The sequence below is a fragment of the Endozoicomonas sp. PH6C genome (assembly GCF_059322965.1).
Window position 1 is genome coordinate 6,045,080 of the sequence record NZ_CP185342.1, and the last position, 17,345, is coordinate 6,062,424.

Annotated in this window: 3 protein-coding genes; 2 read left to right on the top strand and 1 reads right to left on the bottom strand. The window is 49.0% G+C overall.

The window, feature by feature from the left end; translation table 11 throughout:
* Positions 1–27 precede the first annotated feature (27 nt).
* A protein-coding gene (locus ACOMG9_RS21075) for an IS3 family transposase (protein WP_448215008.1) occupies positions 28–1,592 on the bottom strand; the annotation gives its coding sequence in 2 pieces (ribosomal slippage) (positions 28–1,139 and positions 1,139–1,592; 1,566 coding nt in all).
* 350 nt (positions 1,593–1,942) lie between these two features.
* On the opposite strand from ACOMG9_RS21075, the gene ACOMG9_RS21080 reads away from it, so the two are divergent.
* Together ACOMG9_RS21080 and ACOMG9_RS21085 are read left to right on the top strand one after the other, a co-directional pair.
* Positions 1,943–9,379 (top strand): AAA family ATPase, encoded by a 7,437-nt coding sequence (locus tag ACOMG9_RS21080; protein ID WP_494529363.1) that lies wholly within the window; start codon positions 1,943–1,945, stop codon positions 9,377–9,379.
* Positions 9,380–9,499: 120 nt separating this feature from the next.
* Positions 9,500–17,329 (top strand): AAA family ATPase, encoded by a 7,830-nt coding sequence (locus ACOMG9_RS21085; RefSeq protein WP_448218344.1) that lies wholly within the window; start codon positions 9,500–9,502, stop codon positions 17,327–17,329.
* Positions 17,330–17,345: the final 16 nt, after the last annotated feature.

Consider the following 17,345-nt stretch of genomic DNA (forward strand, 5'->3'; position numbering starts at 1 on the left):
CAAGATAGTTGTCCCGAAAACTGAATTTTAGGCTGCCTTTTTCTCGTTAATTCTTGCTTCAGACAACCGCTCAGGATTCAGTGCAACCGCACCTACAGGCTCCCAGTTTCTGATAACTCCTGACCAGCGCGTTGGATTAGCTTCTCGCGCTTTGGTATACACCTGTTTCCGGTGATTCAGGATTTCCTGATCTCTTTTCTCATGCCGTTGCGCAGGTGTCACAAAGCGGATTGAGCTATGGCGGTGTTCATTGTTATAAAAGCGCTCAAACTTCAGCATCCACTGTCGACTGTGTTCTAACGTCAGAAAACCTTGAGATGGCCACTGAGGACAGTACTTCACCGTTTTAAAGATCGATTCTGCAAATGCGTTATCATTACTCACCCTTGGGCGACTATGAGAGGGAATAATGCCCAATTCCTCAAGCTTGGCCTTAAAGGTACTCGACGTCATTGGAGCCCCATTGTCTGAGTGCAGTACAAGCGGTGTTTTAGTGCATTTTTCAGCCACCATTGTCCGGTTAATCAGTTCACTGGCTAACTCACCAGACTCACGGCTATGAATCTCCCAACCAACAATCTTACGACTGTAAACGTCCAGTATCAGGTAGAGGTACCAGAACTGGCCGCGTACCCTGGAAGGTATGTAACTGATGTCCCAACACCAGACCTGGTTAGGGCCAGTAGCAACATAGGTTGTCGGCTTGTTGCTTTTCGATCGCTTTCTTGAACGACCGCGGTGGTGCAACTGACCATACTTTTTCAACACACGGTAAAAGCTAGATTCAGAAGCAACGTATACTCCCTTGTCTGCAAGGGCTGGCACGATCTGCGATGGTGGCAGGCTCGCATACTCATCTTCATTACTGATAGTCAGAATACGTTGCTCCTCTTCCTCAGTCAGTTTGTTAGAGGGTACCGGGCGCAAGGCATCCGGGCGTTTGTCCGTTAACACTGCACCATTGTCATCGCGCCAGCGATTCAGTGTTTTCAGGGATATTTCCAATTGTTCAGCAGCCTTCCAGCGAGAAGCGCCGTTTGCTATAGCCTCATCAAACCATGTCAGCAGTTGGCGGCGCTTATCGACAGGTGTCAGTTGTCCTCGCTGTCTATCCCGTAGAAGGCATCGAGCTTTTTTGATAGCACCAGCAGGGCTGCAGCTTCTGCCAACGCCTTGTCTTTACGGCGAAGCTCTTTTTCAAGGCTCTGATTGCGCTTACGCTCTTGTTTTAATTGCTTGCTTTCCTGGTCTGCACGCTGAGAAGCCTGAACAGCACCTGAAATACAAGCGTGCTTCCACTCCTTGACTTGTTGAGGATAAAGCCCTTTTTTACGGCAGTATTCACTTAACTCTGTTTCTGACAAAGCAGCGGTTTCGACGACCACGGCAAACTTGCTTTCAGCAGACCATTGTTCTGATTTTTGTTCGTTCCCTGGCACAGGTAATCCTTTGTCCCGTAGTTTTTTACGCCAATTATACAGGGTTTGTTCGCTGATACCTTCCTCTCTGGCAACATCCGGCACAGAGCGATTGTGTGGTGGTAACAGTTTTTTCAAAACAGCTGATTTACGTTCCTCTGAAAAACGAGGCATATTCAACGTCCATCGCCCACTGTCTAGCTTTTATTGGTTAATCAGTGAGCGGGACAACTATCCTGACACAGCGGGGTATGGCTCGCTGATAGGTTATTCGAAGATGGGTTTTTAGATCCTTTTTTGGGAATGCAGTTTTTAAATGTCTTATTTATTTAATGGGTGTCTTTTTTTTCGTGTTTCTTTTTTTCATTTCATTTTTATGGGTGTCTCTTTTTTTTGCTTTGGGTGTCTTTTTTTTTGTTTTGGGTGTCTTTTTTTTCAATTTTTTTGAACTCTCATCCTGTCTGAAGGTCGAATGATATAACAATTTCGATGCAGTCCTTAATTTGACAGGAGGGAGTTTGACTATGGATGGTTATCCTATTGATAGAAAAACTGATGCCAATGCTCTAAAAATTAGCGAAATTAGCGCGCCAGCCAAGAAAACAAAAAAGCTGGTTGATTCATCTTCAAAGATAATAGCCATCTGCTCTGGTCTCAATGAGCAACTCAATATATCGTCAACTCAAATGATGAAGCCAGAGAAAGCGAGAACCGTATCCTTGACGGATTCCTCGCTGCAAAAGGCTTCCCATGCCTTCGATTTTCGTTTTGTCGCCAGTGATGATGAGGTTCGACGACTTTTAGTTACCCAAACCTGCGATGAACATCGGGATGTTACCCTTATTTCCCATCCCGATGACCTTTCACAGGCTAATCTGGTGAGCCGGTTGAGCATTTTCGACGATGGCCGCCAGGTTCTGGGTTCAGGCAAGCTGTTTGAAGGTTCCCAGCCACTCACTCTGGTGATCGATATTCGAAAGCTCACCAGCGAGGAGTTGCCAAAATTTAACGATCTACTGGACCCGGCTAACCCCTGTCTTTACGACAAAGTCAGCCAGAAAAAGCGCCCTCTGGGAGAACATGTTGCTCTGCTGGTCGTGGCAGATCACAGACAGCTGGCATTGGTTGGCCAGCGTGATGACGCCTCGGGGACCAATGCTCCGGGCGCTGATTTCTGGCGGCGAATTAATCGACCCGAAAATACCTGGCAGTTCGACACAAAGACCGGCAATGATCCATCGATGAAAATTGACAAAGTTTCCCCGGTATTGACTGAACTGCCCTGCTCTGAAAGCGCCATGGATGACAAGAATACGGTTCTTATTGACTGCCACTTGCACAGTCACTGGCGACAGTTACTTCTGGGCGGCCCCGGTGTGGATCAACAGGGGCGAATCCGGCACATCGCCGGCAGGCTTGAATCTCTGAGGGCCGGACAGCGGGTGATTCTGAAAGGGGCCAATTGGAAGGACCTGGCTTTTGAACAGACGATTCGACAGATGCTGGCGCAACAGTTCTTTGAGAGCAATGGGAAGATCTGTCAGATACCCGATGATGTTCAGTTTTACCGGATGCCGCTGGGGAATGACGAGCTTTATTCAATGTTCCAAAGTCTGTCTCACTCTTCTGACAAAGAAGGTGAGAAAGAAGGTGAAAAAGGATTTGATAAAGAGCAGGTACCCGAAAACCTGATCATCATTAACTGCGGTAATATCACGGAATGGCTGAGCCCTATTGCCATTGCCCCGGAAGGCTATGCAGTCCCTAACACCTGCCTGTTGGAGCAGGTTCAGGCGGGGGGGACAGTCACCGTAACGTCTCCCCTCACTGAGGCACATTGGTTTCGTTTGCTGGGTTCATTGCAGACTATTCGCGAGAGGACAGGCCTGCCCCCCCAACTGCTGGTGGCTCATTCAAGACGGCAGCCAAAATCCCTGGGATTGGCAGAAGGCCATGAGCAATCTCTGTTCAAGAACCGTCAGCTACAGAAAAATGTCAGAGATCACGCAGCTTTTGATACTGTCACTTATCAGCAACATGTCGAGGCAAGTTATTGGATAAATAATCAGCAGGAAGCACCTTTGGTTATTCGGGTCAGTGAACAGACCGGCTTTAGCCAACTCTTTGATAATATCCATATCACCTCGGAACAAAAGGCACATTTTGGACGCAGTCAAAGTGCGTTGCAGAAGGCATTGACCACTGGCAAGCCTGTTGTATTCTTGGGACTGGAGAGTAATCCAACGCTTCAGCAGCTTCTGGAGCCCCTGTTTGTTGGCGAACCTTTGTTAGTGAATGGCCAATTACAGGCGTACCCACAAGCCCATGTCACAATACTCTGGCCCAGGTCTGCAAGAAGTCGATCTTCAATAGTTAACTCCATGGTTGACACGAGTAACCCCTGTCCAGAGGTTGGTGTCTGGGACATCAATGTTCTAAGGCAGGGTATCCCCCGGGCCGAGCTGCCAGAACAAGCGCTCTACTCACTTTATGAAGCATTTGAAACCGTACCTGCCGACCTTTGTAACCCTCTGCCTGAAATGACCGAAGGGTTGTTGAATAACCTGATACTGGCTGCCCGGCAGGCACAACAGGTTGACCAGTCTCCACAAATGCGGCCCTGCCACTGGCGCAAGGCTATCAATAGCGTCATCACCCACAGCACCCGGCAATGTCCGCCAGTGCGGGATTTTATGAAAGTGGCTTGTTGGCTCTTGTTACCGGATAAGACGCCAGATGCCCATAACAAGCCGGACGAGGGTCAAGCCGCCTGGGTAGATCCGGATCGGTTAACTGCCATCATCAACAGTGCCTTGTGGGTGGATAGAAGGTTTGTGATAGAGAACCTCTGGCAACTGGCCAGAGCTTTTGACGTGGGATTATTTAATGAAAAATTAAAGTTGTCCTACGAAAGTCCACTTCCGGAGTCTGGCGCAGAAGAATTTCTGAACAGGCTCTGTGCCATGATCACGGCCCATGCACCTGAAAAACGACGAGATGCCATAGCCTATCAGTTGCAAGTCGATCTGGAATCAACAGTGCCCTACTCACTATTAGCCATCAGGCCATCAAGACAGATTAAGCGTTTGCAAGATGCACTGACTTGTGGCTGGCGATTACTTTTGCCATCCGGGCAGACCCGGTTCGACGCCGTTCACGCTCTGGCCACTCATTGTTTTCATAGGGCCAGAGCAGCGAATTCTCAGGCAGAAGGCATTGAACGCATAGAACACCAATTGGCTGAATCACTGAAATGGCAGGGTTCTGCCAGTTCGCCCCTGTCAGCACTGGCGCGGGATCTTTATCACGGTTTGATGAGTCAGAAGGATCGTGAAAGTCGCCGATTATCCCGACTCCATGATCGACTCGCAGATTCTCCCGTGCTCTTCCTGAAGGGAAAAACCGGCACCGGGAAAAGTTACTTTTCTGCCAGAATGGCGAAAGCTTCAGGACAGGCGTCGGTACTTTCCCTTGGACCTTCTGATAGCGAACAGACCCTGATGAAACGTTGGCAGTGGCAAGAGCACGCCGATGGCGACCGCTCTATGGTCCTGCAAAACCGGGCGTTGATGGAATGGGCCAATACCGAATCCGACAAAGACGGACACTATGTCACTCTGGTTCTGGATGAAGCCAACCTGGCCCAGACCGGATTGCTGGCTTCATTGAATGGCTTATGGGAATCGAAACCCTGTATTTATGTGAATGGTCATCCTGTCAGGGTCGGCCCCAAACACCGGGTAATTCTTACCGGTAACGGGGGTCAATACGCCGGGCGCCAAATGGACCCGGCCCTGAAAGAGAAACTGCCCAGAGTTTACTACCCACGCCTGGACCGGGCATTCCTTCGGGACAGGGTGGTGGAACCGGCTCTGGTCAATCAGTTACAACGGTATCTGCCGGAGCAGCAAATAAACGACATTGCACACAGTGCCACCAACAGTGTGATGGCACTCTGGCAATATTATCAGGAGCTGTTGCCCGGGCATGAGTTTACCCCCAGGGATCTAACCGATATCTGCAGTTGGGTGGGTTGGTATCTGGATCGTGCCCTACCCGCTCGCGGCAGTGTGACCTGTGAGCAAATAAACAGTTTGATCCAACATAGTTTTCGGGATGTACTGGGGCCTGAAATCACCGAGGCTCATCAGGATGGCCTGTCAGCACTGGAAATCTGGTTCGCTGCCCGTTACCAACCGGAGAGCACCCTGAGCGACAGAGTTCATAACAAGACCCTGCTGGATATGCAGCAGACCTTCAGTACAGTCAGCAAAAAAATCCGACCAGACTTTGATACCTCCGGATCGGCAGTTCGTGAACTGGCGCAGTGGCTTGGGCAGGATTTAAGCCGCAGTCAGCAGGCTTATCATCACGACAGAAAACACGGCGGTCGTCAGGCAACACTGATTGAAGGTCCGGCTGGACGGGGTAAAGATGCCACGCTGGACCTGGTGATTGAAAGTGTCAGACAGGAGGCCAGGCGACAGAGAGAGTCCATGCCGGAAGTCTTTTACCTGAATGCCTGCGATTGTTCCTGGGACAAAGTGTGTGAAAAGATCCAGAAGGCCAAAATTGAAGGCGGCATCGTGGTGATTTCGGAAATGAACCTGATCGACAGCCAGCATCTGGAAGGTGAGTTAAACGATATTCTGGCCGGTGACGCCCATCCGGGTTTCCACCTGTTTGCCACTATCAACCCGCCTGAGTATAGCGGGCGAAAACCCTTATCACCGGCGCTGAAAGGGCGTTTCCGGCATTTGCCCATCCGGCAGTACAACGCGACCGAATTACAGACCATTGCCGAAAAAGTGTTGCCAGAGTCCTCACAAGGGACATTCGCCGCCAAGATTCTAACAGAAAAACATTGTCGTTTAAGGGCTTACCTGCAACTCAAAAAACTGCCATTGCAACCGACCAGCCTTGATTTACAGAATGTTGCCAGGGCTATCAACAGTGCTGGCGATTTTAGCGAAAAAGCCGTTCATCAATGCCTCAATCAGCACTATCGGCTTTATCTGATGGCAGCAGACCTGTCGCTGGAGAAACTGCCAGAGCCATCGACTCTGACCATAGGTAAAGGAGAACCTGCTGCTGAACTTTGCAGTTGGTTCAATCAAACAGTAAAGGGAATTAATCGCCCCTGGTTGATACGAAACTGTGATCACAAAAGCATTGATGAAGAGCGCCATGAAATAAGTATTGAGGCCAATCTGAATGAAGCCGAAGCCAAAACAGAAATTATCGGGATGGTGGCTGAGGCAAAATGGCTGGCATCCGGTTTTTCCCTGGAGCCAGACAAGTCGGACGATATTCTCACCAGGGCACTGTACCGACACTGGCAGCAAAGCTGGTTTGATCGTGAGTTTGGCCGGACGGGCGTGAAAGCTAATCTTATATTTCCCCTGACGAAAGAAGAGGAGCAAACTCTGAAAATGCCGGCTTGCCAGCCTTATCTGCGCGAGGCTGATAAGCAGATAGCGGCATGGAAAGCTGATGAAGTTCAATGGTGGCCTGCGTTCTGGCATCAGATAAGTGATCTGCCAAACCATTGGATGGACAATTCTGAAAAATACAATCCAGAAGTCCTCGAGAAAAAGGCTAAGGCACTGGACCAGATAACAAACTATGAATGTCAGGAGAAACCAAAAGTTGACGTTCATGAGGTTTTTAATACGCGCTACCATTCTCCTGCGATGTACCGCTGGCGGGCAGTGGATACTTACGTGACTGCTGAGGGTAATATCAAACAAATCAGTCTTGATGGTATACACATTCTGGGGGTCGAAACCCTCATACCTGCGCGGTTACCGGGGCCTGACAAGGAAGTGACATTAACCAGCAAGCAAACGCTGGCGACCTTTACCTGGTCATCGAAAAATGGCCAGTTTGCATTGCCCAGCCTGACGCCCGACGATCATATCGTAGCCCTTCGTATAGAACCCGATTTGCCATATACCCTGATCAGAGACCGATATAACGGGCTACATACATTGTTTGTTTCCAAGATGTTTGTTTCCAAGATGCCTGTTTCCAGGATCAATGCTGAACAGAGTATTCAATTTGCTTATATCGTAGAACCCAGAGAACCGGGTAGAAAAGAAGCCCGGCCAGAACAATCAACATGGTTAGAAACATGGTTAGACACCCACTGTTCAGAAGGTATGATTACTGTACTGGAGAAACTGTTTAAGAGCATTGAACAACAACCAATCGAAATACAGGAGCCTTTGCGGTCAATAGAAAATGCTGGAGACACCAGGCAACGTATTGAGGCAATCACTGAGTATTGCCGACAGTTTTCCGGTGCGTCTCAACCAGAGAGTGCTAAAAATTTCTTTGCATTCCTCGTAACACAGCGGCAAGGTAGCTGCCGTCATCGTGTGCCTGTTTTTATTGCTTTTTGTCGTTATTTCGGGATTCCATGTCGGCAAATTAATAACCGTATCCACTGCTTTGCCGAGTACTCATTAGATGAACGCCAAACCTGGGAGTCAGTGGATTTAGGCGGAGCACCAATACGGCCAAAAGAAATCACTCCTCAATTCCAGCTCACCAGGAAAGTCCGTAATGCCAGCACTGCATCAAAGAAGATTAAGAATCTGCTGAAAGGAGCTGACTTAGCACAACAGCATACGTTGGCTGCAGCCTCTGGAATGAGTCTTGAGGAAATGAAAAAAACCCTTGAGACAGACGATGCTTTGCCAGAAAGCAATCCAGGTATTCCCGAATTATTAAATAACCTTTTTAAGGAAAAAAGTTTATCCGCTTTTTCCATGGGTGTCTCAGTGATCGAGTCACTGGAGAAAGAAGAGTTTGATCATTTCAATTTGAAATTTAAACCCATATCGGAGGCAATCCATCAAATATTGTCCAGCAGTGATAAAGATCAGGTCAGTGAACGACTCAAGTCACTCCATTCAAAAATTATTCTTCAGGTCGGCACCACCCCTTACAATTGGTTGGCTTCAATGGTCTATCTACTTCATAAAAGTAACCTGAGCAGGCCTTCGGTTCTTCAATTGACCCGTAAAGCCATGGCATGGGGTTGGCTGGATCCTGTGCCGGACTACGATAGCAAGATTATGGGAGCCAATATACATCACGACCTTTTGGTGCGTCTGGAAGGTGTAGATGAATTGCAGGTCGGCGCCACCCATTGCCTGAAAAAGTTGTATAAGCAGTTATTTTCGTTGAAAAAAAATAGCCAGAAGTGGCGGATGGCTTATCAACGCTACCAGGAAAAAAATGGTAATGCCTTCTTGTCCATCACTCATTGTTATGAAGGTTTTTCAGCATTTCTGGAAGATAAAATTGTCAGCTCATCTCTACAGAACGCCTGGACAGACGAACCTGAGGGCATTCCGAATATAGAACGAATGCTGGTGCATCATCCTGCGTTTGTGAAGCTAACCTCAGGCAAGGCGAACCACCGTCCAGTGATTATCATGGGGCAACCTCACTGGGGCGATACGGTGTTTGATGAAAAGGTTGATTCCCTGTATCAACGAATAATCAATAACAGCCCTTACCTGAAACCGTTATTGGAAGAAATCAAACTAAATCCCCATGGGGTGTCGTGGGATGACCAAAAGCTTCTGGATGATATAAAAACCAAATCCAAGCCCATGATTGAGCAGGCTTTCATTCAATACCTGTATTCAGTAACACACTCGAAAGGTGGTTGTTTAACCTATTGTTGGGGAGATGCTCTCTTCGGGGACTGCGAGGATCAACGTTACTATGGCGCTCATGATCCGTCTTCACCAGAAGAGCTGTTAGTCATGATGTGTAGTTTTCATAGCTCTTTAACGTTTCAGAATTCTGTTAAGGATGCCTACCTGCGGCAGGCACTCAACGTCAATAACGCTCTGATACTCAAATCCGCTGAGCTGACAGCCATTGCCGAAGAGTTTTTGAACAGCGTGAATTTGAATTCACTCTCTGAGTCACTGGATACCTGATAACCGTTTGGTCATGATCAGTTTTTCGAGATCGTTAAAATGGAACTTTAATCACACCTTAAGGTCTTACCACTAAACAATTTCAATAACTTCAAATGACAGTTGAGAGGGAGATTGACTATGGATGGCCAGATTGCTGGAAGTACCAAAAAACGCGTTTCTGATCCTGGCCTGCTTGATGATGGCATGGCAGCCAAGATGGCAAAGCTGGATGTATCGTCAAAGGAAAAGCAGGATGTAGAAATCTGCTCTGAAGTAAGGTCCAGACTAAAGAGATCGTCCTCTTCGGAGACTTTGCCTGACAAAGTGAGAACCATCTCTGCGGATTCCTCGCTCCAAAAGGCGACTCATTCCTTCGATTTTCGTTTTGTCGACAGTGATGACGAGGTTCGACAGCTTTTGGTTGCCAGAACCTGCGATGAACATCAGGATGTTACGGTTATTTCTCACCCCGACGACCTCTCACAGGCCAACCTGGTGAGCCGGTTGAGCATTTCCGAAGAGGGCCGCCACACTCTGAGTCCGGGCAAGCTCTTTGAAAGTTCACAGCCATTGACCCTGGTGATCGATATCCGAAAGCTCACCAGTGAGGAACTGCCTAAACTTAACGATCTACTGGACCCGGATAACCCCTGTCTGTTCGATAATGTCAGCCAGAAGAAACGCCCTCTGGGCGAACACGTTGCTCTGCTAGTGTTGGCAGACCCTGAACAGTTGGCATTGGTTGGCCGGCGTGAAGACGCACCCGGTGCTGATTTCTGGCGGCGAATTAATCGACCGGGCAATACCTGGCAGTTCGAAGCACAGACCGACTATGACTCATCGATAGAGATCGACGAGCTTCCTTCGCTATTGGCTGAACTCCCCTCTGCTGAAAGTACCACGGATGACGACAATACCGTTCTTATTGACTGCCACCTGCACAGTCACTGGCGACCGTTGCTGCTCGGCGGCCCTGGCGTGGATAAACAGGGGCGAATCCGGCACATCCCCGGCAGGCTTGAGTCATTGAAGACCGGGCAACGGGTGATTTTGAAGGGGGCTGACTGGAAAGATCTGGCCTTTGAACAGAGCATTCGTCAGATGCTGGCGCAACAGTGCTTTGAGAGCAATGGGAAGATCTGTCCGTTACCCGACGATGTTCAGTTTTATCAGATGCCGGTAGGGGATAACGAGCTTCATTCACTGTTCCAAAGTCTGTCCCACTCTTCTGTCAAAGAGGGTGACGATAGCGAGTGCACATCAGAAAAACCGATCATTATTAACCAGAGTAATATCAGGGACTGGCTGAGCCCGATTGCCATTGCACCGGAAGGCTACGCAGTCCCTAACATCCGTCTGTTGGAACAAATTCAGGCAGGTGGTGCAGTCACCGTAACGTCTGCCCTCACTGAGGCAGACTGGTTCCGTTTGCTGGGCTCACTGCAGACTATTCGCGAAACAACAGGCCTGGAGCCCCGGCTTCAGGTGGCTGATTCAAAACGGCAGCCAGAAGCCCTGGGATTGGCAGAAAACGATAAGCACTCTTCGTCCAGCAGCTGTCAGCTGCAGCAAAAAATCAAAGATCAACGCGCTTTTAGTACCGTGACGTATCAGCATCATGCCCAGACCAGTCACTGGATAAATAGTCAGCAGGAAGTGCCTCTGGTTATTCAAGTCAATGAACAGACCAGCTTCAGCCAGCTATTTGATAACATTCATATTACTTCCGAACAAAAGGCGCATTTTGGACAACGTCAGAGTCAGTTGCAGAAGGCATTAACCTCTGGCAAGCCGGTTGTATTCCTGGGAATGGAGACTAATCCAACACTTGCGCAGCTTCTGGAACCCCTGATTGTAGGGCAACCTCTGTTAGTGAATGGCCAATTACAGGCGTACCCACAAGCACATGTCACCCTGCTTTGGCCTGAGTCTGCGAAGAGTCCGTCTTCAGTAGTCAATTTGATGGTCGCCATGGGTAAACCCTGTCCTGAGATCGATCTCTGGCATATTAATGCTCGCAAGCATCAAATCCCGCAGACTGAGCTGCCAGAACAAGCAATTGCTAAACTTTACGAAGCCTTTAAAACCGTTCCTGCCCACCTTTGTAACCCTCTGCCTGAAATCACCGAAGAGTTGTTGAATAGCCTGATACTGGCTGCCCGCCGGGCACAGCAGGTTGACCACTCCAAACAGCGCCTGTCCTGCCACTGGCGCAGGGCCATCAATAGCGTCATCACCCATGGAACCCGGCAGGATCCGTCCGTGCGTGATTTTATGAAAGTGGCCTGTTGGTACTTGTTACCGGATGAGGATCAAGCCGCCTCGGTAGACCCGGATCAGTTAGCTGCCGTCATAAATAGCGCCCCGCGATTGGATAGAACGTTTGTCAGGCAGAACCTGTGGCCACTGGCCCGAGCCTTTGACCCGGCAGTATTTAAAGGTACCGAATTACGTCTGTCCTATGAAAAACCATTGTCAGGGCAGGCTGAAAAAGAATTTCTGGACAAGCTCTGCGCCACAATTGTGGCCCACGCGCCTGAAAAACAACGGGATGCTATAGCGTATCAGTTGGCAGTCAATCCAGCGGCAACAAAGCCCTGGCAATCCTTAACCATCGAGCCAACAAGACAGATTAAACGTTTGCAAGATGCACTGGCTTGTGGCTGGCAGTTACCTTTGCACTCAGGGCAGACCCGATCCGATGCCATCCACGGCCTAGCCAGCGATTGTTTTCACATCGCCAGAACAGCGAGTTCTGAGGCAAAAGGCATCGAACGCATAGAAAATCGACTGTCTGAATCACTGAAATGGCAGGGTTCCTCTGATGAGCCTCTGTCTGCACTGGCCCGGGATCTTTATCATGGCGAGATGAGTCAGAAGGATCGTGAAAGTCGTCGATTATCCCGACTCCATGACCGTCTTACCGACTCTCCCGTTATATTCCTTGAAGGGGAAACCGGCACTGGGAAAAGCTACTTTTCCGCCAAAATGGCAAAGGCTTCAGGACAGGCCAAGATCATTTCCCTTGGACCTTCTGACAGCGAACAGACCCTGATAAAACGCTGGCAGTGGCAACAACACGCCGACGGCGACCGCTCTATGGTGCAGCAAAACCGGGCATTGATGGAATGGGCCAATACCAAATCCGACAAAGACGGAGAATACGTAACCCTGGTTCTGGATGAAGCCAACCTGGCCGAAGCCGGACTGCTGGCGTCATTGAACGGCTTGTGGGAACCGAAACCCTGCATTTATGTGAATGGTCATCCTGTCAGGGTCAGCGAAAAACACCGGGTGATTCTCACTGGCAACCCCGATCATTACGCCGGGCGCCAAATGGCCCCGACCCTGAAAGAGAAACTGCCCAGGGCTTACTACCCACGTCTGGATCAGGCTTTCCTTCGGGACAGAGTAGTGGAACCGGCTTTGCTCAATCATTTACAACGCCATCAAATAAACGGTATTGCACATAAGGCCAGCAAGAGTGTGATGGCACTGTGGCAATATTATCAGGAGCTATTGCCCGACCATGAGTTTACCCCCAGGGATTTAACCGATATCTGCAGTTGGGTGGGCTGGTATCTGGATCGTGCGTTATCCGAAGGAGACAGTGCCAGCTGTGAGCAAGTAAACAGTTTGATCCAACAAAGTTTCCGGGATGTACTGGGTCCCGAAATCGGCGAGACTCAACAGGATGCCCTTTCGGCACTGGAAATCTGGTTTGCTGCCCGTTACGAACTGGACAACACCCTGCGCGATAAAGTTCATAACCACACCCTGCCAGATATTCAGCGGGACTTCGAAGCATTCACCAAAAAATTCCGGCCTGAGTTTGATACCTCCGGATCGGCAGTTATTGATCTGGTGCAACATCTGGGACAGGATTTAAGTCGCTGTCAGCAGGCTTACCATCACGACAGAAAACACGACGGCCGTCAGGCGACGCTGGTTGAAGGCCCGGCTGGACGGGGTAAGGATGTCACGCTGAACCTGATGATTGAAAGTGTCAGACTGCAAGCTGAGCAACGGGGAGAATCCAGGCCGGACGTCTTTCTCCTGAATGCCTGTGATTGTTCCTGGGATAAAGTGTGTGAAGCGATCCAGAAAGCAAAAGTGGAAGGCGGCATCGTGGTGATTTCAGAAATGAATCTGATCGACAGCCAGCATCTGGAAGGTGAGTTGAACGATATTCTGGCCGGTGATGCCCATCCGGGTTTCCACCTGTTTGCCACCATCAACCCACCTGAGTACAGCGGACGAAAACCCTTATCACCGGCTCTGAAAGGGCGTTTCAGACATTTGCCGATCCGGCAGTACAACCAGACCGAATTGCAGACCATTGCCGGGAAAGTGTTGCCACTGACTCCGGAAGGGAAAACTGCGGCTAAAAAGCTGACTGAGCAACACTGTCGATTAAGGGCCTGCCTGCAACAGAAAAACCTGCCGTTGCAGCCGACCAGCCTTGATTTACAGAATGTCGCCAGAGCGGTTGACAAAGGGGGCGATTTTACCGAAAAAGCATTGCTTCAATGCCTCGATAAGCACTACCGACTTTATCTGATGGCAGCCGAACTGTCGCTGGAGAATCTGCCAGAACCACCCGCTCTCGCCATAGGTAAAAGTAAGTTTGATTCCGGACTTTGCGAATGGTTCATCCAAAGCATACCCAACATTGATCGGCCGTGGTTGATACGAAAAAGTAACCTCGACAGTATTGATGAAAAAAACCACGAAATTCGTATTAAGGCGCGTCCGAATGAAGAGGAAGTCAAAGCGGAAATCATCAGGAGGGTGGCTCAGGCCAAATGGCAGGCATCTGGTCTCTCCCTGAAGCCGTATCAGTCCGGCGATATTCTCACCCGGGCACTTTACCGACACTGGCAGCAACGCTGGTTTAATGATGAGTTTGGCCGCACCGGCGTGAAGGCCGATGACGTATTCTCCATGACGAAAGAAGAGGAACAAACCCTGAAAACACCGGCCTGCCAGCCTTATCTTCGGGAGGCTGATAAGCTGATAGAGACATGGAATGCCCGTGACATTCAATTTTGGCCTGCATTCTGGCATCAGATGAGTGACCTGCCGAACCAGATGTTGAACGATTCTATTAACGAAGAGACGCAGGTTAAGGCATTGGCTGAAGAAACTGACTTTTGCGGCCTGGCTGCGAGTGATGGTAACAAAACGACGGTGAATCGGGCATTGGATCGGGAAACGGACTTTGAGAGACTAACGAAGCCAACAGTAGAAGAGCATAAAATCTTCAATACTGAGAACCCCCCTCCCAGTATGTATCGCTATGAGGTGATGAATATTCGTGTGACTGTTAAGGGTGATATCGAATGTATCGATATTAATGATCAACACATTCAGGGAGTCGAAACCCTCACACCAGACCCGTTACCCGGGCATGACCAGCCAGTGACATTAACCAGTGATCAAACATTGGCAAGCTATAAATCACCCCCACAAAGAGGCCAATATGTATTGCCCAGCCTGACGCCTGATGACTATATTGTGGCACTGCGTATGGAACCCAATTTGCCATATGAACTGATAAGGGATCGGTATACCGGGCTTCACACAGTGATTATTCTCGGCACCGGAGCCAATCAGAGTATTCAGTTCGACTATGTCGTGGAATCCAGAAAACCGGGCAAAAAGACATTGGCTAATGAAGCCCAATCTGAAGGGTCAGATCCATCAGCACGTCTTGATGCCCACTGCTCAGAAGGTATGAAAAGCGTACTGAACGAACTTTTCAAGACCATTGCCGATCACCCGCCGGAAATACAGCAGATTTTGCGGGCAATAGAAAACGCAGAAACCACAAAACAACGAGTTGAGGCGATCTCGGACTATTGCCGACAGTTTTCCGGTAAAGCTAAACCGGAACGCAAAAAAAACCTCTTTCACTTCCTCGTCACCCAGCGGCAAGGCTCCTGTCGTCATCGAGTGCCTGTTTTTATTGCTTTTTGCCGTTATTTCGGGATTCCATGTCGGCAAATAAATAGCCTCAACCACGGCTTTGGCGAGTATTCAGTGGATGGTGGTCGAACCTGGGAGTCTGAGTCTTTTGGCGGGGAACCTGTAGAGGAAAAGGAAATCAAACCTGAATTCCAGCCTAACAGGAAGGCAAATGCTCCCAGCACGCCCGCCAGAAAGGGTAATGCTTCCGGTACAGGCACCAGAGAGAAAAATGCTTCCGGCACGCCCACCAGAATGGAAAGTGCTTCCGGCACTTCCACCAGAATGGCAAATGCTTCCGGCACTTCCACCAGAATGGCAAATGCTTCCGGCACGCCCACCAGCATGGCAAATGCTTCTGGCACGCCCACCAGAATGGCAAATGCTTCTGGCACGCCCACCAGAATGGAAAGTGCTGTCAGCGCTGCGTTAGCGAATTTTATAGGTCTTTTGAAAGATGCTGTTATAGCAAAACATCAAAGAGCCTATGGTGAGAGCCTCGAAGAACTGGACAACGCCGATGAGGCAGACTGTGAATTGCCGGAAACCAATCCAGGCACCGCCGAAATGGTCTTGAAACTTTGGAAACAAAAAGATCTAACCAGTTTTTCCATGGGTGTCTCAATGTTACTGGAGCAAGAAGCATTGGGCGATGCAGAGAAGAAATTGATCGAAGGGGGCTATTTTTTAGCCCGGATTGAGTCCCCGATGACGGCGACAGTCAGAGAAATATTGCTCAATAATGATGGAGATCAGGTCACTGAACAACTCAAGTTATTGCACTCAAAAATGATTGTTCAGGGCGGTGCAGACCCTTACGAATGGTTTAAATCAATAGTGGAGATTCTGAAACGCAGGATCTTGACCGACCCTGCGGTTATTCACTTTGCCCATGAAGCCCTGAAATCAGGTTGGCTGGACCCAGTGCCGACCAATGGGGGCCATACTGAATCGGCCAGTTATTATTATGATCTATTGAGGGAGCTGGCAAAGTTCGATGAACTGAAGGTCGAAGCTACCCATTGCCTGAAAAAGTGGTATAGGAAATTATGGTCCAGAGAAAAAAATAGTCAGGTATGGCGGTTGGCTTATGAGCGCTTCCGGGAGAGGGAAGGTTATGGCTTTTTCATCACTCATTGTCATGACGGGGTTTCACGATACCTGGAAGATAGCATTATCAGCTCATCTATACAGAACGCCTGGACAGACCAACCTGAGGGCATTCCCAATATAGAACGAATGCTGGTGCACCGTCCTGCGTTTTCACAATCAGTCTCAGGCAAGAAGAATCACCGTCCGGTGATTATCATAGGGGGATCTTTCTGGTGCGACACAGTGATTAAAGAAAAGGTCAAGGCTCTGTTCCAACAAAAAGTAGAGAACAATCCGGACTTGAAGGCGAAATTGGAAAGAATCAATCAATATAAGAAAACTGCGGCAGCGCTTGAAGATTACATCAACTCTGGGCGAAATAGGATTGAAGAGCTTGAAACAGCCATGGATCAACAACAAAATCAAGCTCAAAAAGAAGAATATAAGAGAAGTATGCTTGCTATGAAAAAAACGCACCAATCCATTCGCAGAAGTTACGAATCTAGTCTGAAGTCATTAGAGCTGTCGGATGAAGAGAAAAATCTTCCTGACATCTTAGAAGACAAATGCAGGCAAGCGATTCAGCAGGCCTTCAGTCATTACCTGTATGAATTGACACACTCGAAAGGCGGCTGCCTGACGTATTGTTGGGTCGGTGCTGTCATCATGCCCAAGAATGATTACCAATGTGGCTCTCATGCCCCATCTTCACCAGAAGAGCTCTGTGCCATGATGTCCAGGGTTCAAGGCTCTTCCGCAAACTCTTCTATTGAAGACTCCTACTTAAGGCAGGTTCTCAACGCCAATAACGCTCTGGTACTCAGATCTGATAAGATGAGAATAATTGCCGATGAGTTTTTGAAAAGCGTGAATTTGAGCTCAATTTGTGACTCATTGAGCCTGTCATAAAAAATAACGAGGCTTT

What these genes read in the sequence shown, in the direction of transcription:
- ACOMG9_RS21080 (WP_494529363.1), top strand. Translation starts at nt 1,943, where the DNA reads ATGGATGGTTATCCTATTGATAGAAAAACTGATGCCAATGCTCTAAAA.
- ACOMG9_RS21085 (WP_448218344.1), top strand. Translation starts at nt 9,500, where the DNA reads ATGGATGGCCAGATTGCTGGAAGTACCAAAAAACGCGTTTCTGATCCT.